Source organism: Aurantiacibacter sp. KMU-128 (assembly GCF_056933515.1).
This window is the reverse complement of record NZ_JBXORT010000001.1, coordinates 2,108,034-2,125,803: the sequence shown is the minus strand read 5'-3', so window position 1 is coordinate 2,125,803 and position 17,770 is coordinate 2,108,034. Positions and strand designations below refer to the sequence as shown.

Here is a 17,770-nt window from a genome sequence, read left to right as displayed (position 1 = left end):
CTCACTCCTGCGCTGCCACCCAGCTTTCCAGCCGCGCTTCCAGCACGCTTAGTGGCATCGCGCCTTCGCGCAGGATTTCGTCGTGGAAGGCGGCAATGTCGAAATCCGCGCCCAGCCGCGCTTCGGCATCGGCGCGCAGATCGGCGATGACGAGCTGGCCGGTCTTGTAGGCGAGCGCCTGTCCGGGAATGACGATGTAGCGGTCGATCTCGCGGGTCGAGGGGTCACCCACCGTTTCCAGCATATATTGCTGCGCCTGTTCGCGGCTCCAGCCCTGGTGGTGGATGCCGGTGTCGACCACCAACCGCGCCGCGCGGAAAAGTTCGCCCGACAGCGCGCCCAAAACGCCGATGGGGTTTTCCTCGTACAGGCCCATTTCCTCGGCAATCGTCTCGACATACAGCGCCCAGCCTTCGGAATAGGCGGAGAAGGGCAGGAAGCGCCGGACAATCGGCAGATCGGTCTCCTGCTGCAGCGCGATCTGGTAGTGATGGCCGGGGATCGTCTCGTGATAAACGAGGCTGGGATAGGAAATGTCCCCATAGCTCGACGGATCGACGAGATTGATGTTGAACACGCCGGGCCGCGTGCCGTCGGCGGCGGGCGGAGAATAGCTGTTGGGCGCGCTCGATTGCGCGCTCACGGGCACGGGAATCGTTTCCACCGGCGATTCGGGGAAGCGGGTGAAATAGGGTGCGGTGATGCGCTGCGCATCGGCGATCATCGTCTCGGTGCGCGCGAGCACGGCTGCGGCCCCTTCGGGCGAGTTGGGATAGCCGTAATTGGCCGCCTGTGTCGCCGCCGCCAACCGCTCGGCAAAGCTGCCTTCGGTGAAGCCCAGTTCGGTCAGCCGCCGGTCCATCTCGCCCCTGATGCGCGCGACTTCCTCCAACCCGCGCTGGTGGACTGCGGCGGGATTGATATCGACGGTCGTCCAGCGGCGGGCGAGCGCGATATATTGCGCCTCGCCATCGGGCAGGCCGAGAATGCCGACATTCTCCGTGCGCGCATGGTCGCGGTGCCGCTGCAAGGCGGCTTGTAGCGAGCGGTAGGCGGGGTAGAACCCGTCGGTGATCGCCGCGAGGGCGCGGGCGCGCAGCGCCTCCGCCTCTTCGGCAGGCACGTCCGCAGGCATTTCGGCGACGAAACGCAGATACATCGGATGCTGTTCGGGCGAGGGCGCGAGCACCGCGTCGATATCGGCAATGACATTGTCGATGATGATCTGCGGTGGCAGCACGCCGCGCGCCGTCTCCTCCTCGAACAATGCTTCGCGCTCTGCGATGACTTCGCCTGCCTGCTCCATCCGCTCGACCCAGGCGCGGGCCATAAAGGGCGAATTGAGCTGGTGCGTGCGCAGGAACAGGCTGGGCATATTCTGCACCCAGAACTGGTCGACGACATAGGGTGAGCCATTCAATCCCGCATCGGCAACCGCGATTTCGGCACCGAGATAAGCGAGCCAGATATCGAGCGAGAGAAGCTGGTCTTCGTCCAGCGTGCTGCGGTCGAGCGCGCTCGCCTGCGCGTAAAACCGGCGCAACATGACCTGCGAGCTTTCGACCTGATCGCCGCTTTGCGAGGTAAGCTGCGCATAGGGAGAATTGGGGCCGCCGGGTGGGATGATGCCGAGCATCGCAATGGTTTCAGGGTCTTCGGACAGCAACATCAGCATCTGTTGCGCCATCATCATGTCAACGCGGCCCGTCGGCAGAGCGAGCTGCTGCGCGGCGACTTGTTGCGGCTGAACGGCGGTGATAGCGGTTGTCGCGGCGAGCGCGGCAAGTGCGAGACGTAGCATGGCGTTTCCTCCCTCAGACCATCGGCGGGAAGGCTACGGGCAATAATGCCGACGGTAAAGCGGGTTTACCCCTCCCGCGCAGCCCGTATCGCTGCGCCACCAGCAAAGGGGGCTATTGCCACGAGCACCAGGCTGATCGCTCCGGTCAGTGCGAGGCCGCCTTCGCCGCCGGTCGAGAGCGCGCCTGCGCCGAAAATCAGCAGCGGCACGGCGAGCGGGATCATCAGCAGGCCGGACAATGCCGCGCCGCCGCTGCGCAGGCCTACCGTCACCGCGCTGATGATGATGCCGATGGCTGCCAGTCCCGGCGTTCCCGCCAGCAGGCCGAGCAGCACGGTATGCAAGGTCGCCCCGTCAATGCCCAGCAGTGCGCTTGCCGGAAAGCTCGCCAGCAGGATGAACGGGCCGAAGCTGAGCCAGTGGGCGAGCAGGCGCACGGCGATGATGACTTCCTCGGTCACGCCGCGCAGCGCCCATTGGTCGAAAAACCCGCTTTCGAGATCGGGCGCGAGCAGGCGGTCAAGCGGCAGGATCGCGGCGAGCAGCGCCGCCACCCAGATCATCCCGCCGCCGGTCGCGCCGAGCAGCTCTGCATCGGGCCCCACGGCGAAGGGATAGAGCATCGCCACCGCGAGGAAGAACAGCAGCGGCAGCAGCGAATTGCCGCGCGAACTGCCGGGCATCAGCGCGGCGAGGTCACGGCGGAGGAGGGTGCCGAGCACGCTCATGCGGTGAACTCCGGCAGATGCAACTTGCGGATATCCGGCACGGCAAAGTCCTGATGGCTCGCCACCAGCGCAATCCCGCCGCCGCCGCAATGCAGCGCAACCAGCGCCTCGACCGCCTGCTTTGCCTCGGTATCCAGCCCGTTGAGCGGCTCGTCGAGCAGCCAGATCTGCCGCCCGCCATTGAGCAGCCGCGCAATCGCGGCGCGTTTCCTCTGTCCAGTTGAAAGATAGCGCACCGGCACGTCGAGTAGATGGTCGATCTGCATCACCGCCAGCGCGCGGCTCGCGTCCGAACAGCCGTCGAGCGCCTCCCAGAAGCCGAGCGCCTTGCCCAGCGGCAAATGCTCGTCCAGCGCCAGTCGCTCGTCCACCAACCCCATCGTGCCACTGCGCTCCACCGCGCCAGCAAAGGGCCGCATCAGGCCTGCAAGAATGCGGATCAGCGAGCTTTTCCCGATGCCGTTCGGGCCGGTCACATGGCACGCTTCTCCCGCCTGCAACGTCAGCGAGAGGCCGGAAAACAGCACACGGTCGCCGCGGCGGCAGGCAAGGTCACTCGCGGCTAATCGACATGGTTCCATTGCGGGAAGCGTTAGGGCATGAAGGGGCGAACACGCAAGCAGGGGGACACAGCATGACCGTTGAAGCTTTGGACAGGAGCGAGGCCGCAGCGCTGGTGGGCGCATTGGACGGGTGGGACTTCACTCGCGACGGCGAGGCGATCGGGCGCACGTTCGAATTCCGCGATTTCAGCAAGGCTTTTGCCTTCATGACGCAAGTGGCGATTCTGGCGGAGAAGCACGATCACCATCCCGAATGGTCGAACGTGTACAACAAGGTGCAGATCGAACTGACAACACATGATGCAGGGGGGCTTTCCATGCGGGATATCAAACTGGCGCAGGCTATCGAGGAGGTGCTGGCATGAACGTCTGGAGAGTTGCCGCAATCGGCTTGGCCGCTTTGGTTTCCACCCCGGCAGCGGCGCAGTCTGACGGGGAACCGCTGCATGGCGTGTGGGAAGGCACGCTGGGGGACAGCCCGATCCTCGCCTGCTTTAACGGCAATGGCGTGTTCTACCGCATGGACGATATGCGCCTGACCATGCTGATCGAAGAGGATGGCGGCTGGTTAGAAATGGTGCCGAACGCCGGCGAACTCGGTGAGGAGCAGCTGCCCGTGTGGCAGATATCGGCCGCTGCCGACGGAGGCCTTACCGGCAGCTGGCGGGAGGGCGGCGCGCGGCGGGACATACGCCTATCACCGCGCGAGGTCGTCCTGACAGACGAATATGCCAGCCCCTGTTCGAGCGAGGCCTTCATGGCCCCGCGCTTGCAGGGCGGTACAGTCGCGCAAAATGCGGCGGTGTTCGAAGGCACCGGCATTGTGCAATATACCTATATCGCTCCCGCGCATCTTCGCGAGGAGGCGAATGGCGGCTATAATGCGGTGGAGATCACAACCTTCGCCATCGCACCGCAGCTCTATTACGACAATTCGATCAACGCCGCTTTGCGGGCGGTTCTGCCAGCGGGCAATATGGGCGATGCCCATGCCGAATGTATGGCGATGGTCGTCGACCGTGCGATGAACGGCGAATATGGCCGCCATCTGGAGCCGGAATTGCTGACCAGCCGCTGGTTGGTGGCGATGGAATCGAACGGCGTCTATTGCGGCGGTGCGCATGGCTCCTACTGGAACGAGCGCCGCGTGTTTGATCGCAATTCGGGCGAAGAGGTCGATGCCGAAACCTGGCTCAACGAAGCGGCGTTGATGAGCGAGCTCGTTGAGAGCGGGGCGGATAGCTATGTCTACCGCACCGCCACCGAGGGCTTTCTGGCTGCCCTGCGCCCATATGCCGGTTCGGCTATTGGCGCGGAATGCGACGACGTACAGCTGTCCGCAAGCAGCTGGAATGTGGGGCTGGCGCGCGAAGGAATCGCGATGATTCCGATCCTGCCACACGTCGTCTCGGTCTGCGCGGAAACCATCGTGCTGCCATGGGCCGATGCGGAGCCGTTCCTGACGCTGGAAGGGCAGGCAGTGCGGCTGTCGATGACCAGCGCAGAGTGACCCGCTGGATCGCGCTGCTGCGCGCGGTGAATGTCGGCGGGACGGGCAAAATCGCGATGGCGCCCCTGCGCGCGGCGGTCGCGGCGGCAGGCTTTGACGATGTGCAAAGCTATATCGCCAGCGGTAATCTGGTGTTCACCGGGCCGGATGATGCGGCGGCGGTGCGCGCGACGCTAACCGGTGCGATTGAGACAGAGTTCGGCGCATCTCCTGCCATCCTGTTGCGCACCGGAGCCGAGATGGCGGCGGTGATCGCACGCAATCCCTTTCCCGATGCGGTAGGCAGTCAATTGCTGGTCCTGTTCACCGATGAAGCGCCGTCGCTGGAAGGCGTGCGGCATCAGTCGGACGAAGAACTGGCGCTGGGTGAGCGCGAGATTTTCGTCAATCACCCAAGCGGAATGGCCCAGTCCAAACTGGTTGTGCCTGCGGCAAAGGCGGGAACGGGCCGCAATATGAATACGGTGCGAAAGCTGGCGGCGATGGCGGCGGCGGCCCCCTAAGCGTTCGCCGGCCGTCCCTCGCTTGCCTCATGCGCCTTTGCCAGCGTCTTGGCGCGCTGGCGCAGCTTGCCGGGGAACCATTTGCCGATAAAGCCCATTTTGCGCGCGGTCTTGCCGACAAGGATATGCACCTTGTCGCCATGCACCGCGTTCCACGCTTCCTGCGCGACTTCCTCGACCGGCGTGAATTCCAGCCCCGCTTTCACCACGCTGTCGCGGATCGGCGTGTTGCGGCTGCGGTTGGGCGGGTTCTGGAGGAGCGGCGTATCGATAAAGCTCGGCATAATGGAGCGCGCTTTGATTCCGTAGGCCGACCATTCGGCATCAAGACTCTCGGTCATGCTGCGCACCCCGGCCTTGGTCGCGCCGTAGACGCTCTGGTTCGCCATGCCGTAAATCGCCGCGGCGCTCGCGGTGTTGAGCAGGCACGCATCGGGCGCGGCGGCCTTGAGGTAGGGAAAACCAGCTTTCGCGCCGTAGAACAGCGCGCGCAGGTTCACATCGATCAGCAGGTCGAGCTCGTCATGCGTCACTTCGGTCAGCGGGCCGCCCGATGGCAGGCCGGCATTGTTGGCGAGCACGTTCAGCTTGCCGCCGGTGATGCGAGTGAAATCGGCGAGGGCATCGTCCCACGCAGCGATATCGGTGACGGAGAACTTGTAGGTTTTGCACTGGCCGTCGGGCAGCAGTGCCTTGGTCTCGTCCATCCCCTGCTGGTTGAGATCGGAAATGCCGACCATCCAGCCTTGCGCGGCGAAATGCTGTGCCATGGCGCGGCCAATCCCGCTGCCGCCACCGGTGATGAATATGCTCTTGCGTGTTCTCATTGCCATTTCCCGTCATTGCGAGGAGCCGCAGGCGGAAGCGAAGCTGTGCGGAGCACACCCGGCAATCCAGTCCCGTTGTTCGCAATCTCTCTGGATTGGTTCAGGCTGCGCCTGTGCTTCGCAACCGCTCCGCTCGCAATGACGAGGAAAGAAGCTCCGCGTCAACCCATCGGTTTGAGCCCGCGTTCAGCCAGATCGCGCGATTTGTTGCGGATGTAGGAGGGAAGCCAGCGCGCCGCTGTCTCGATCTTCTTCGCGGTCTTGCCCACCGTGTTGTGGAGCTTGTCACCATGCACCGCGCGCCAGAAGGTCTCGGCGACGTCCTCGACCGGTGTGAATTCGAGATTGGCGGCAATCACGCGGTCGCGGATCTGCGTGTTGTCGCCATGATGGCTCGATTGCGCGAGCAGCGGCGTGTCGATGAAGCTGGGCATCACGTCGGTTACACGAATGCCGTCCGCCGCCCATTCGACATCAAGGCTTTCGGTGATCGCGCGCACGCCGAATTTGCTGGCGCAATAGACGGTCATGCCTGCTTGGCCGTAAAGCCCCGCCGCGCTGCAGGTGTTGACGAGGCAGGAGCCGGGCCCTGCCGCTTTGAGATAGGGGTAAACCGCCCTCGCACCGTAGATCACGCCGTTGAGATTGATCGCCAAAGTGCGGTCGATTTCCTCGATTGTGAGGTCAGCCAGATCGCCGCCCAGCGGGACACCGGCATTGTTGGCAAGTGCATCTATGCGCCCGCCGCAGGCTGCGTGGAAGTCCTTCAGCGCGCTGTCCCACTGCGCCGGATCGCGCACATCGAGCACGTGTGCCGACCACGTGCCTTCAGGCAGCAGCGCGCCGGTTTCGGCCATGCTAGCATCGTTGATATCGGCCAGCCCGACGAACCAGCCCCCGCGCGAGAAACGCTGCGCAACGGCACGGCCAATGCCCGAACCGCCGCCGGTGATGAGGATGCTTTTGTAGTCTTTCATTTGCCAACTTTCGTCATTGCGAGGAGCCGCAGGCGACGCGGCAATCCAGTCCGAACGGTCATTGCCAAGCACAACTTACGGGACTGGATTGCTACGCTGCGCTCGCAATGACGGACATTAGGCGGATACCACTACTGACATTACTGTCAATTCCCTAAAGCCCGACATACTCCTTGCCCGCGCGGATATCTGCGGTGGAGGCGACCAGCACATCGCCCACCGGCTCCGCCCGCCCTCCCAGCACTTCGGCCAGAAAATTCTCGGCAATTGCGTTGAAGGCGATGTTGTTTTCCGGGCGAGCAAAGCCATGGCCTTCGTCGGGGAAGAGCACGTAGGTGACGGGTACGCCGTCGCGCTGCATCGCCTCGACAATCTGGTCGCTTTCCGCCTGCTTCACACGCGGATCGTTCGCGCCTTGGCCGATCAGCAGCGGCTTCACGATATCCTTGGCGCGGTAAAGGGGCGATATATCCTTCAGGAACTGCCTGCCTTCCGCCGTGGTCGGATCGCCCATCCTCTCGTGGAATTGCTTCACCAGCGGTTCCCAATAGGGCGGGATCGTTTCCAGCAGCGTTTCGAGATTGGACGGGCCGACAATATCCACCCCGCAGGCGAAGACTTCGGGCGTGAAGGTCAGGCCGACAAGCGTCGCATAGCCGCCATAGGAACCGCCCATGATCGCCACCTTGTCGCGCATCGCAATGCCCTCGGCAATCGCCCATTCGACCGCGTCGATCAGATCGTCGTGCATTTTGCCCGACCATTGCTTGTCGCCCGCGCTGATGAAGCTTTTGCCGAAGCCGGTCGAGCCGCGGAAGTTGACGCTCAGCACCGCATAGCCGCGATTGGCGAGCCATTGGTGGGTGCGGTTGAACCCGTATCCGTCGCGCGCCCACGGCCCGCCATGCACCAGCAGCACCATCGGGACGGGCGCATCGGGCACACCATCCGCATCGGGATCGACCTGCGGTGGCAGGGTGAGATAGCTGGGCAGGGTCAAGCCATCGCGCGCGGGGATTTCACGCGGATACATCGGCTGGAGCGGCGCACCTTCCAGCTCCGGCTTGGTGACGAAGAACAGCGTTAGCGATTCCGCCTCGCGGTCGTACAGATAGCAGGCGATCGGGCCGGTCAGCGGGTCGTTCCACACCAGCCAGCGCAGATCGTCATCGGTGCGCGATTGCACGCCGAAATCGCCTTCCAGCCGCTCGCGCAGCCATGCGAGCGAGGCGCCGATGCCTTCGTGGATCGCGTGATGCTCGGTGCGCAGATAGGTGACGCTGTAGGCCTGGACCTCGCCTGTCCGTGTGTCGCGCATGGTGCCGCCGATATCGGCCTTGTCATGCTCGGCAATCAGCGTGCGTTCGCCCGTCGCGGTGTTCTCGGCATAGAGCGCTGCTGTGTCACGCCCGCGGCTATCGAGCCAATAGAGAGTGCCGCCATCGGTGGTGTAGCCGGCCATGCCGGTGGTGAGCGCGTCGTCGAGGCCGGTGCTTTCGCGCGGGGTCGCAGCCACTTCGCCATCGATAATCTCGTGCATATCGGTGCCGCCCGCTGCATTTTGCCGCATGGCCCAGCGCAATGTCAGGCTGTCATCGGCGGCGAAGCCTGCCCATTCATTGTTCTCGAACACCAGCTCCAGCGCGCCCGTGGTCAGGTTGAGCAGGTGCACATCGTGGAAGCGCGGATCGCGGTTGTTTACGCCTACCAGTATCTTGTCGCGGATCGTGTCCGAACCGCCCACCAGCTGGATGCGGGTGTTTTCGAAGGGGGTGAGGCACTTCTCGTTCTCGCCATTGAGATCGACCTGGTAGAGCAGGAAATTCTCGTCCCCGTCCTTGTCACGGATATACAGCAGGCTCTGGCTATCGGGGGCCCAGAGATAGGTGGGGATCGGGCGATCGGTCACGCTCGTCATGCGGCGCGGATTTTCGGGATCGTCGAACGGGGCCATGAAGATGTTCATCACGCCTTCCCACGGCGCCATCCAGCTCACCCATTTGCCATCGGGACTGATCCGCCCGGCGGCGCGCGTCGGATTGCCGAACAGCGTATCGCGGGTGATGAGCGGAGTGTCGGCAATGAGGCTGGCGGCGGTGGTGGTCATGGTGTCTCCCTTGGTGTGAGTTGCCAAGTAGGGAGGGCCACTTGTTTTGCCAACCGATAAGCCCTTCCCCTTGGGGAAGGGTTGGGATGGGGGTTCGGCCTCACTGGCGTGGAACCCCCACCCCCGACCCCTCCCCAGGGGGAGGGGAGTATCCTGATTTAGTCTTCAGAGCGAGCACCAATCCCCGCGCGCAGCATTTCGTTAGCAAGCGCCGAAATCCGCTCCGCCTCGTCGCCGTCCGACCACACGGCGTAGCGCAGGCCGAGGAACACGTTCATGCCCATCAGCGCCCAGGCGTGCGCTTCTTCGAGGTTTTCGCGGAATTCGCCTGCCGCTTCGCCCCCCTTCAGGCGTTCCAGAATGCGCGCGGCGGTGGCTTCGTAGTGCTGGCGATACCCTGCCGGATCGACGAATTCGGATTCGTCGATGATGCGGTAGATTTCCTTCTTTTCATGCGCGAATTGCAGGAAGGCGCGCAAGGCGGCGCGCTCGATGGCGAGGGCGCTGTCTTCCTGTGCAATCGCCTCCCGCGCTCGCGCCGCGACTTGCCCGCTCATGTCCTTCACCAGCGCGCGGAACAGCGCATCCTTGCTGTCGAAATAGGTGTAGAAGCTGCCCAGCGCCGTGCCCGCGCGGCGGGTGATGCTGCTGATCGAGGCTTCGTGAAATCCCTTCTCGCCAAATTCCTTCGCCGCCGCGTCCAGCAGCTTGCGCAAAGTCTCCCGCCCGCGCGCCGTGCGCGGAGGTTTGTGATCGGTAACGGCGGTGGCTGGCGTTGCAGGCATACCACCGCGCTACCGTCAATGCGAACTATGTGCAAAGAAAAAAGTTGAAAGGTGGTTCAACTTTCAATATCGGCGCCTGATAGAACAGAATCACCTTGGGAGAGTATCGATGTCGAAAGCCGCTCTTTGGCAGTCCACTGCCGCCGCACTTGTGCTCACAGCCTTTGCCACGCCCGCTTATGCGCAGGTTGCGCAAGGCGATCCCGAGGCTGACGATACGGTCAGCGGTGGCCGCATTGTCGTGACCGCGCGTCGCCGTGACGAAAATCTGGTCGATGTGCCTGTCGCCGTATCCGCCTTCGGGGCCGAGGAGCTGGAGCGTCGCGGTTCGTCCGACATCACCGATATCGCGCAGATCACGCCCAACACCACGTTGGAGGAATCGCGCGGCACCAACTCGACGCTGTCGGCATTTATCCGCGGCATCGGCCAGCAGGATCCGGTCTCCGGCTTCGAACAGGGCGTCGGCATCTATCTCGACGATGTGTATCTGAACCGCCCGCAGGCTGCCGTACTCGACATCTATGACATCGAGCGGATCGAAGTGCTGCGCGGGCCGCAGGGCACGCTCTATGGCCGCAACACGATTGGCGGCGCGGTGAAATATGTGACCCGCGAACTGCCCGACGAATTCACCGTCCGCGCCCGCGCAACCTACGGCTCGTTCGACCGGGCCGAGGGTGTCGTGTCCGTTTCGGCCCCGCTCGCCGATCCGGTGCGCATCGGGGCCAGCGTTGCGCGCCTTTCGCGCGGGGGCTTCGGCGAAAACCTCACCACGGGCGAGGACAACTACAACAAGGATATCTGGGCGGCACGCGGCACGCTGGAAATCGGCGGAGGCGGCGAGCCTGTCTTCGTGCGCATCTCGGGCGATTACACGCATGACCGCAGCAATGCGCGCGGCGGCCACCGCCTTATTCCGGGCGCGCTTTCGGGTGCGCCTGTGCTGGACAATGTCTTCGACACGCGCGGCGGGCTGGTCGATCCCGCGCAGGATGTGGAAGCATGGGGCATTGCCGCCAATATCCGCTTCGACCTGTCAGACGCGCTGACGCTGCGCTCGATCAGCGCCTATCGCGCCGACGAAAGCGCGAGCCCCATCGACTTCGACGCACTGCCCGCGGTCGATCTGGACGTTCCCGCCTTCTACTCGAACGAACAGTTGAGCCAGGAAGTCCAGCTGGTGTGGGACGATGGCGGGCCGTTCGCCGGCCTGCTGGGCGCCTATTATCTCGATGCGCGGGCGGACACGCAGTTCGATGTGCGCCTGTTCACCACCTTTGCCGGTTTCACCGCCTTCACGCAGGCCAATGTCGATACGCAGACCTTCGCCGTGTTCGGCGACTTCACCTACGACATTACCGACCAGCTGAGCCTTTCGGTCGGCGGCCGCTATACGTGGGACGAACGGACGGCGGACATTCTGCGGCAGAATTACCTCGGCGGCGGTTCGCCGGTCTTCGGGGGTGCGGGCATCGCTTTCGGCGCGCCGAGCACCAATTTCGAAGGTTCGGAGGACTTCAACAAGTTCACCCCGCGCGTCTCGCTTAGCTTCCAGCCGACGCCTGACCACAATATCTACGCCAGCTTCTCGCAAGGCTTCAAAGGCGGCGGCTTCGATCCGCGCGGTGTCGGCGTGAACGCGCCTGCCGCAACGCCCGGCGCGCCGACCGATGCCGAGATCGCCGACTTCCTTAGCTTCGCGCCGGAAAGCGTCGACAGTTACGAGCTGGGCTATAAGGGCGATCTGCTGGACGGCGATCTCTATGTCGCGCTGGCCGCCTTCTATGCCGATTACACCGATGTGCAAATCCCGGGCTCGGTCGCCTGTAATGTCGGCGGCATCCAGACGTTCTGCGGTGTGGTATCGAATGCCGGTGCGGCGGAGTTCTACGGGCTCGAATTCGAAACCAATGCGGTGCTCGCGCGCGATCTGCTGGGCAGCGGGGACGAGCTACGTTTCCAGGGCGCGCTCGGCTGGATCAATGCCGAATACACTCAGTTCATCACCAATATCGGCGGCGTACCGACCGATGTATCCGAATTCCGCGAGGTGCAGAACACGCCCGAATGGAGCGGCGCGGCAACGCTTGGCTATGCGACCCCGCTGGCCAATGGGGAGCTGTATCTGGGTAGCACGCTGTCCTTCCGCAGCGCCACGACGCAGTTCGAAATTCCCAGCCCCTTCCTCGATCAGGATGGCTATGCGCTGTGGGATGCCAGCATCCTTTACACCGATGACAGCGGCTGGAGCCTCGGCCTGTACGGGCGCAACCTGACCGATCAGGAATACCGCACCTCGGGCTACACCTTCATCGCGGTCAATCCGACCACGGGTGAGCCAATCCTGACCGGCGGCCAGCCGACGGGTAATCTGGGCCGCGAAGGCACGCTGACCGCCTTCTACGGCAATCCGCGCCAGGTTTATGTGACGGCCACCATCGAATTCTGATTCGGTTCGCACCGGTTCAGGAACGCGATGATGGATTATCTTGAGCACTATTATGATAGCGCGGACGGACGGCTAAAGCTGTTCGCCCGCGACTATCAGGGGGATGGCCCTCCGCTGCTGCTGATGCATGGACTGACCCGCAACAGCGGCGACTTCGAGCCGTTGGCGGAGCATCTGGCGGGACAGTATCGGCTGATCGTTCCCGACCAGCGCGGGCGGGGGCTGTCTGCAAACGATAGCGATCCGGGCAATTACCGCCCCGATATCTACGCCGCCGATATGTTCGCGCTGCTCGCCTCACTTGGCGTGGAGACACCGGGCATTATCGGCACGTCGATGGGCGGGCTGATCGCCATGGTGATGAATGCGATGCAGCCGGGCGCGTTTCCGCTGATCGTGTTCAACGATATCGGCCCGGTGCTGTCGCAAGAAGGGCTGGATCGCATCAAGACCTATGTCGGCGGCGGGACGGTCTTCGCCGATTGGGAGGCGGCGGCGCAGGCTTGTGCGGCAATCAACCAGTCGGCCTTCCCCGATTTTGCCGAGGCGGACTGGCTCGCATGGGCGCAACGCACCTGCCGCGAGACAGGCGCAGGCATCGCCTTCGCCTATGATCCCGCCATCGCGCAGGGCTTTTCCGAAGACGAGAGCCAGCCGCAGGCCGATATGTGGCCGCTTTGGGAAATGCTGGGGCAAACGCCCGTTCTCGCCATTCGCGGGGCATTGTCGGATCTGCTTGGCCGCGATACGCTGGCGGCAATGCAAACGCGCCACCAAGGCCCCTTCGCCAGCGTCGAAGTCCCGAACCGCGGCCATGCACCCTTGCTTGACGAGCCAGCCGCACTGGCCGCGATAAGCGCTTTCTTGAAAGACCACGCGCAATGACCACTGCAACCGCCGTCAGGCCCGATCCCAACCGCAATGTCGTGCTGGGAATGTTGCTGGTGGTCTACATCTTTAACTTTATCGACCGGCAGATTCTCTCGATCCTTGCAGCGCCGGTGCAGGCCGATCTTGGGCTGACCGATGGCGAATTGGGGCTGCTGGGCGGCATTGCCTTTGCCATCCTCTATTCGACCATGGCGGTGCCGCTGGCGGCGCTGGCTGACCGGACGAGCCGCAGCTGGGTGATCGCGGTCTCGCTCTTCGCGTGGAGCGGGTTCACAGCGTTGTGCGGGCTGGCGCAAAACTTCTGGCACATTTTCCTCGCGCGGCTGGGTGTCGGGATTGGCGAGGCGGGCGGTGTGGCCCCGTCCTACGCGCTGATCGGCGACTATTTCCCCAGCGAGCAGCGGGCGACCGCGCTGTCGGTCTATTCGCTGGGTATCCCTATCGGTTCCGGCCTTGGCGTGCTGCTCGGCGGATATATCGCGGCGACGGTCGATTGGCGCACGGCCTTTTTTACCGTTGGTCTGCTCGGCGTGCTGATCGTTCCGGTGTTCAAGATTCTGGTGCGCGACAAGGCAAAGCCGGTTGTCTCCGTGGACAATCCTGCGCCGCTGCCCGTCCAGCCCAAGCTGGCGGAGACCGCTGGCATTCTGGCACGCAAACGCTCCTTCTGGTTCCTCTCCTTCGGCGCGGCGATGTCGTCCATGCTCGGCTACGGTATCGCCTTCTGGCTGCCGAGCCTGCTGATGCGCAGCTTCGGTTTCGAACTGGTCGAAGCCTCGCAATTCTTCGGCGCGATCTTGCTGATCGGCGGAGTGATCGGCGTGCTCGCCGGCGGGATGCTGGCCGACCGGCTGGGCGGGCGCGACCGGGCGTTCTATGCTTGGGTGCCCGCGACCGCGTTCTTCCTCGGCGCGCCGCTATTCGCCGCCGGGATTTCGAGCAGCGACTGGAAACTTGCCTTCGTGCTGTTCCTGCTGCCGCAAGCGCTCGCCTATATCTGGCTTGGCCCGGTGCTCTCGGCGATCCAGCATCTGGTGGTGCCCGCCGCCCGCTCGACCGCATCGGCGCTGTTCCTGCTGATCAACAATCTGATCGGCCTCGGCGGTGGCATCTACGCGCTGGGCGCGCTCTCCGATTTTCTCGCGCCGACCTATGGTGACGAGGCTTTGCGCTATTCGATGCTCTATTCGCTGGTGCTGTATGCCATTGCCGCGCTGCTGATGGCGCTCGCTGGCAAGTCGCTGCGCAAGGATTGGGTGGCCGAAGCCGCCTAAAGCGCGGGATTATTGTAGCAGTGCCAGGTGAAAATCGCCGTCGCGCCGCGATGCGGACGCCATGGTTCGGCAAGCGCGCGGGTGGCCTTTTCGTCGGGGCGTTCTTCCAGCCCGAGGATCTTCCCGATCCCTGCCATCACCGCAAGATCACCGGCGGGCCAGATATCCGGGCGGCCCTCGGCGAAGAGCAGATAAATCTCGGCGGACCAGCGCCCGATGCCCTTGATCTTGGTGAGCTCGGCAATCGCTTCCTCGTCATCTGCAGGAAGGTTGTCGAAATCCACTTCGCCCGCGCTCACCAACTCGCACAAGCTGCGAGCATAACCCTGCTTCTGCCGCGAAAGACCGCAAGCGCGCAAGGTATCGAAATCGCGTTCGAGCAGGCATGACGGGGTGAAATCCTCGCCCAGTTCCGCCTCCAGCTTGTTCCACATCGATGACGCCGCAGCGACGCTCACTTGCTGACCGACAATGGTGCGCAGCAGCGTCTTGTAGCCCGTGGGCCGGATGCGCGTTTCGGGGTAGCCGGCCTTCTCCAGCGCAACCGCTATAGCCGGTTCGCGGGCCGCCACTTCGTCGAGCGCGTGCTTGATCTGCGCAGCTGAAAGCCCCATCCCAACGTCCATCCTTGCCATTGCGGGCACGATTGCCTAGCTCCCCGTCGCGTTACTTCAAAGGAATTGCAAGCCCATGCCTACACTCACCGTCGTCAACCGCGCAGGCGAGGAATCCACCATCGAGGTCGAAAGCGGCCTGACCGTGATGGAAGCGATCCGCGACAATGGCTTTGACGAGCTGCTGGCGCTGTGCGGTGGCTGCTGTTCGTGCGCGACGTGTCACATCCATGTCGACCCGGCCTTCGCCGACAAGCTGCCCGCGATGAGCGAGGACGAGGACGATCTGCTCGACAGCAGCGACCACCGCGCGCCGACCTCGCGCCTGTCGTGCCAGATACCGTTCACCGACGATCTGAGCGGATTGAAAGTGACGATTGCGGAGGAAGATTGAGTTTAGCGCCCTCAAGAACCTCTCGCGTTGCGCAATCGCGGCGCGGAGCCTACTTCTCCCCGCATGATAAACGCCCCTGTCCGTAGCGATACCTTAGACCTTATCGGCAATACGCCGCTCGTCCTGCTCTCCGGCCCCAGCGAGGCGGCGGGGTGCGAGATTTGGGGCAAGTGCGAATTCGCCAATCCGGGCGCGAGCGTGAAAGACCGCGCCGCCCTGTGGATCATCCGCGATGCCGAGGCGCGGGGCGAGCTGCAGCCGGGCGGCACGGTGGTGGAAGGCACGGCGGGGAATACCGGCATCGGCATTGCGCTGGTGGCCAATGCGCTCGGCTACAAGACGATCATCGTCATGCCGGACAACCAGTCGCGCGAGAAGATGGATACGCTCCGCGCGCTGGGCGCGGAGCTCGTCACCGTCCCGCCAACCAAATTCGCCGACCCCAACCACTTCGTCCACACCAGCCGCCGCATTGCGGAGGACATGGACAACGCGCTCTGGGCGAACCAGTTCGACAATGTCGCCAACCGCCGCGCGCATATCGAAAGCACCGCGCCCGAAATCTGGGAGCAGCTGGAAGGCCGCGTGGACGGTTTTACCTGCGCAGCGGGCACGGGCGGGACGATTTCCGGCGTCGGCATGGGATTAAAAGCCTTTGACGAGAATGTCCGCATCGCGCTCACCGATCCGCACGGCGCGGCGCTCTATTCCTATTTCGCTTGCGGTGAACTGAAGGCCGAAGGCAGTTCGGTTGCCGAGGGTATCGGCCAGGGCCGCATTACCGCCAATCTGGAAGATGCGCCGATCGACACCCAATTCCGCATTTCCGACGAGGAAGGGCTGGAATGGGTCGCGCGGCTGCTGCGCGAGGAGGGGCTGTGCCTTGGCCTGTCGAGCGGCATCAATGTCGCAGGCGCGGTGGCATTGGGGCGGCAATTGGTCGCCGAAGGGCGCGAGGATGCGCGCGTCGCGACTATCCTGTGCGATACCGGCTTCCGTTATCTCTCGACGCTCTACAACGCCGAATGGCTGGCAAGCAAAAACCTGCCCGTATTCGACTGGCTAGGTTCATCTTGATCGTGTAGCTTCCGGCAGATGGCGTTTGATCCGCGAGACTATCTGAAACGGCGAAACGCGCAGGCACAGGCCGCGCCGGTGCCTGCTGGCGGCCCGCTTGGCGGCTCACGCTCCGAACGGATGCAGCGGCTGCAGGTCGGCGGGCTGGGCATTCTCGGCATGGTGCTGTTGATTGGTCTGGCGGACGTGATCGGCAGCCGGGTGCAGGAAACCGAGGCGAGTGTCGTTCCCGAAGCCGCGCCTACGGTGGAGGCGAGCGCGACGCCCGCAGCGGCGGCTGACCCGCTGGTAGAAGCCGGGGTCGCACCAGCCTTGCCCGCGACACCCACGCCTTCGGGATCTTCCGCCCCGCAAACCCAGCCGACCGGCGATGTTCCTGATCCGGCTTCCAATGCGCAATTGCAGTAGGTTTCTGCTTGCCGCCGCATTGTTGTGCACAGCGACGCCAGTGACAGCACAGGAGGAGGAGCATACGGCTGCGCCGCCACTAGCGGTGATGGGCACCATCCCGCTCGTCTGGGGCGAGGTTGCTGGTATCGAAGACATTCTGTCCGGTGTGGCGGAACCGCATTGGGCCCGCGCACTCATAGAAGCGCACGCGCCGTTGGCACCGCTCGATTATCTTTCGGAAGAGGCCCTCGCTCCATACACCATGCTCTTGCTCGCCCAGCCGCGCGGGCTAACGGGCGAGGAGAATGTGGCGCTGGATGCCTGGGTGCGCGCAGGTGGTCGCGTGCTGTTGTTCGCGGACCCGGCGATGACCGGGGAATCACGCTTCGGCCTTGGTGACCGGAGGCGTCCGCAGGACACCGTGCTGCTCTCACCCATTCTCGCGCATTGGGGGCTAGAGCTGCGCTTTGACGAGAGCCAAGCCGAAGGCGTGCTGCATCGGGGATTTGACGGGACGCGGGTGCCGGTCAATCTCGCTGGCGAATTCGCCGCGACCGGAGATAGCTGCACGCTAGAGCATCACGCCGTGATTGCCCGCTGTAGGCTGGGCGAGGGCGAAGTGCTGGCCGTAGCCGATGCCGCCATCCTTGATTTCCACGGCCCGATTGATGGTGCGCGAGAGGCGTTTTTGGCGCTGGCGACAGCAATTTTCCCGGGATTCGGGGATAGCGCGGGAATTGTGCCCCCGATTCCCCACTTTGCCAGCGAGTCCCCGTCGGATACGGATAGAGCATCACGCTCAATCTTGGATGAGGTAACCATAATGGGAGGCATTCAGCACCCATAAAAACAATAAGTTACATGACTATCCCACAAT

At 63.7% G+C, this 17,770-nt stretch carries 18 protein-coding genes; 10 read left to right on the top strand and 8 right to left on the bottom strand.

The features are described from left to right. Position 1: 1 nt before the first annotated feature. The 3 genes from ACS0VV_RS10440 to ccmA all read right to left on the bottom strand — a co-directional run bounded on the left by ACS0VV_RS10440 (position 2) and on the right by ccmA (position 3,110). Positions 2-1,801, bottom strand: a complete 1,800-nt coding sequence (locus ACS0VV_RS10440; RefSeq protein ID WP_483532643.1) for a DUF885 domain-containing protein — start codon at positions 1,799-1,801, stop codon at positions 2-4. Positions 1,802-1,866: 65 nt separating this feature from the next. Continuing rightward, positions 1,867-2,529 carry a heme exporter protein CcmB gene (locus ACS0VV_RS10435; protein ID WP_483532642.1) on the bottom strand — a complete coding sequence of 221 codons (663 nt, stop codon included), beginning with the start codon at positions 2,527-2,529 and terminating at the stop codon, positions 1,867-1,869. Beyond that, positions 2,526-3,110 carry a heme ABC exporter ATP-binding protein CcmA gene (gene ccmA / locus ACS0VV_RS10430; protein ID WP_483532641.1) on the bottom strand — a complete coding sequence of 195 codons (585 nt, stop codon included), beginning with the start codon at positions 3,108-3,110 and terminating at the stop codon, positions 2,526-2,528. Before ccmA ends, ACS0VV_RS10435 begins: the two co-directional genes overlap by 4 nt. 53 nt (positions 3,111-3,163) lie before the next feature. Here ccmA and ACS0VV_RS10425 point away from each other — a divergent pair, with 53 nt between their 5' ends. From ACS0VV_RS10425 to ACS0VV_RS10415, 3 genes are read left to right on the top strand one after another with little or no spacing between them, the layout of a single operon-like run. Then, positions 3,164-3,457, top strand: coding sequence for a 4a-hydroxytetrahydrobiopterin dehydratase (locus ACS0VV_RS10425; protein ID WP_483532640.1), 294 nt, complete (start codon positions 3,164-3,166; stop codon positions 3,455-3,457). Further along, positions 3,454-4,602 (top strand): hypothetical protein, encoded by a 1,149-nt coding sequence (locus ACS0VV_RS10420; RefSeq protein ID WP_483532639.1) that lies wholly within the window; start codon positions 3,454-3,456, stop codon positions 4,600-4,602. The genes ACS0VV_RS10425 and ACS0VV_RS10420 overlap by 4 nt, the downstream gene beginning before the upstream one ends. Further along, complete coding sequence (locus ACS0VV_RS10415) at positions 4,599-5,105, top strand: DUF1697 domain-containing protein (protein WP_483532638.1); 507 nt, start codon at positions 4,599-4,601, stop codon at positions 5,103-5,105. The genes ACS0VV_RS10420 and ACS0VV_RS10415 overlap by 4 nt, the downstream gene beginning before the upstream one ends. Here the strand turns inward: ACS0VV_RS10415 and ACS0VV_RS10410 are convergent. The 4 genes from ACS0VV_RS10410 to ACS0VV_RS10395 form a co-directional block, all read right to left on the bottom strand. Next, a complete protein-coding gene (locus tag ACS0VV_RS10410; RefSeq protein ID WP_483532637.1) occupies positions 5,102-5,932 on the bottom strand; it encodes an SDR family oxidoreductase in 831 nt (276 codons plus the stop codon). The two genes, ACS0VV_RS10415 and ACS0VV_RS10410, sit on opposite strands and share 4 nt — an antisense overlap. A gap of 161 nt (positions 5,933-6,093) precedes the next feature. Continuing rightward, positions 6,094-6,981, bottom strand: a complete 888-nt coding sequence (locus ACS0VV_RS10405; RefSeq protein WP_483532636.1) for an SDR family oxidoreductase — start codon at positions 6,979-6,981, stop codon at positions 6,094-6,096. A gap of 82 nt (positions 6,982-7,063) precedes the next feature. Further along, positions 7,064-9,016, bottom strand: a complete 1,953-nt coding sequence (locus tag ACS0VV_RS10400; RefSeq protein ID WP_483532635.1) for a S9 family peptidase — start codon at positions 9,014-9,016, stop codon at positions 7,064-7,066. Between the two features lie 158 nt (positions 9,017-9,174). Further along, positions 9,175-9,801, bottom strand: a complete 627-nt coding sequence (locus ACS0VV_RS10395) for a TetR/AcrR family transcriptional regulator (RefSeq protein ID WP_483532634.1) — start codon at positions 9,799-9,801, stop codon at positions 9,175-9,177. A gap of 109 nt (positions 9,802-9,910) precedes the next feature. Between ACS0VV_RS10395 and ACS0VV_RS10390 the strand changes: the two genes are divergently transcribed. The 3 genes from ACS0VV_RS10390 to ACS0VV_RS10380 are packed head-to-tail and all read left to right on the top strand — an operon-like array spanning position 9,911 to position 14,418. Continuing rightward, positions 9,911-12,253 (top strand): TonB-dependent receptor, encoded by a 2,343-nt coding sequence (locus ACS0VV_RS10390; RefSeq protein ID WP_483532633.1) that lies wholly within the window; start codon positions 9,911-9,913, stop codon positions 12,251-12,253. Between the two features lie 27 nt (positions 12,254-12,280). After that, positions 12,281-13,138 (top strand): alpha/beta fold hydrolase, encoded by an 858-nt coding sequence (locus ACS0VV_RS10385; RefSeq protein WP_483532632.1) that lies wholly within the window; start codon positions 12,281-12,283, stop codon positions 13,136-13,138. Further along, the gene (locus ACS0VV_RS10380) at positions 13,135-14,418 is read left to right on the top strand and encodes a spinster family MFS transporter (protein ID WP_483532631.1); all 1,284 of its coding nucleotides are present in this window, start codon (positions 13,135-13,137) and stop codon (positions 14,416-14,418) included. Before ACS0VV_RS10385 ends, ACS0VV_RS10380 begins: the two co-directional genes overlap by 4 nt. Here ACS0VV_RS10380 and ACS0VV_RS10375 read toward each other — a convergent pair. Next, positions 14,415-15,032, bottom strand: a complete 618-nt coding sequence (locus tag ACS0VV_RS10375; protein WP_483532630.1) for a DNA-3-methyladenine glycosylase family protein — start codon at positions 15,030-15,032, stop codon at positions 14,415-14,417. The genes ACS0VV_RS10380 and ACS0VV_RS10375 overlap by 4 nt on opposite strands. Positions 15,033-15,108: 76 nt before the next feature. Here ACS0VV_RS10375 and ACS0VV_RS10370 point away from each other — a divergent pair, with 76 nt between their 5' ends. The 4 genes from ACS0VV_RS10370 to ACS0VV_RS10355 all read left to right on the top strand — a co-directional run bounded on the left by ACS0VV_RS10370 (position 15,109) and on the right by ACS0VV_RS10355 (position 17,740). Then, the gene (locus tag ACS0VV_RS10370) at positions 15,109-15,426 is read left to right on the top strand and encodes a 2Fe-2S iron-sulfur cluster-binding family protein (RefSeq protein ID WP_483532629.1); all 318 of its coding nucleotides are present in this window, start codon (positions 15,109-15,111) and stop codon (positions 15,424-15,426) included. Between the two features lie 63 nt (positions 15,427-15,489). Next, a complete protein-coding gene (locus ACS0VV_RS10365; RefSeq protein WP_483532628.1) occupies positions 15,490-16,503 on the top strand; it encodes a cysteine synthase A in 1,014 nt (337 codons plus the stop codon). 18 nt (positions 16,504-16,521) lie between these two features. Then, positions 16,522-16,911 carry a hypothetical protein gene (locus ACS0VV_RS10360; protein ID WP_483532627.1) on the top strand — a complete coding sequence of 130 codons (390 nt, stop codon included), beginning with the start codon at positions 16,522-16,524 and terminating at the stop codon, positions 16,909-16,911. Positions 16,912-16,951: 40 nt separating this feature from the next. After that, the gene (locus ACS0VV_RS10355; protein WP_483532626.1) at positions 16,952-17,740 is read left to right on the top strand and encodes an ABC transporter; all 789 of its coding nucleotides are present in this window, start codon (positions 16,952-16,954) and stop codon (positions 17,738-17,740) included. Positions 17,741-17,770 lie beyond the last annotated feature (30 nt).

Bases quoted from the DNA above. Each gene is read 5' to 3' on its own strand.
- ACS0VV_RS10440 (WP_483532643.1), bottom strand. From the start codon at position 1,801: ATGCTACGTCTCGCACTTGCCGCGCTCGCCGCGACAACCGCTATCACC.
- ACS0VV_RS10435 (WP_483532642.1), bottom strand. From the start codon at position 2,529: ATGAGCGTGCTCGGCACCCTCCTCCGCCGTGACCTCGCCGCGCTGATG.
- ccmA (WP_483532641.1), bottom strand. From the start codon at position 3,110: ATGGAACCATGTCGATTAGCCGCGAGTGACCTTGCCTGCCGCCGCGGC.
- ACS0VV_RS10425 (WP_483532640.1), top strand. From the start codon at position 3,164: ATGACCGTTGAAGCTTTGGACAGGAGCGAGGCCGCAGCGCTGGTGGGC.
- ACS0VV_RS10420 (WP_483532639.1), top strand. From the start codon at position 3,454: ATGAACGTCTGGAGAGTTGCCGCAATCGGCTTGGCCGCTTTGGTTTCC.
- ACS0VV_RS10410 (WP_483532637.1), bottom strand. From the start codon at position 5,932: ATGAGAACACGCAAGAGCATATTCATCACCGGTGGCGGCAGCGGGATT.
- ACS0VV_RS10400 (WP_483532635.1), bottom strand. From the start codon at position 9,016: ATGACCACCACCGCCGCCAGCCTCATTGCCGACACTCCGCTCATCACC.
- ACS0VV_RS10395 (WP_483532634.1), bottom strand. From the start codon at position 9,801: ATGCCTGCAACGCCAGCCACCGCCGTTACCGATCACAAACCTCCGCGC.
- ACS0VV_RS10390 (WP_483532633.1), top strand. From the start codon at position 9,911: ATGTCGAAAGCCGCTCTTTGGCAGTCCACTGCCGCCGCACTTGTGCTC.
- ACS0VV_RS10385 (WP_483532632.1), top strand. From the start codon at position 12,281: ATGATGGATTATCTTGAGCACTATTATGATAGCGCGGACGGACGGCTA.
- ACS0VV_RS10380 (WP_483532631.1), top strand. From the start codon at position 13,135: ATGACCACTGCAACCGCCGTCAGGCCCGATCCCAACCGCAATGTCGTG.
- ACS0VV_RS10375 (WP_483532630.1), bottom strand. From the start codon at position 15,032: ATGGGGCTTTCAGCTGCGCAGATCAAGCACGCGCTCGACGAAGTGGCG.
- ACS0VV_RS10370 (WP_483532629.1), top strand. From the start codon at position 15,109: ATGCCTACACTCACCGTCGTCAACCGCGCAGGCGAGGAATCCACCATC.
- ACS0VV_RS10365 (WP_483532628.1), top strand. From the start codon at position 15,490: ATGATAAACGCCCCTGTCCGTAGCGATACCTTAGACCTTATCGGCAAT.
- ACS0VV_RS10360 (WP_483532627.1), top strand. From the start codon at position 16,522: ATGGCGTTTGATCCGCGAGACTATCTGAAACGGCGAAACGCGCAGGCA.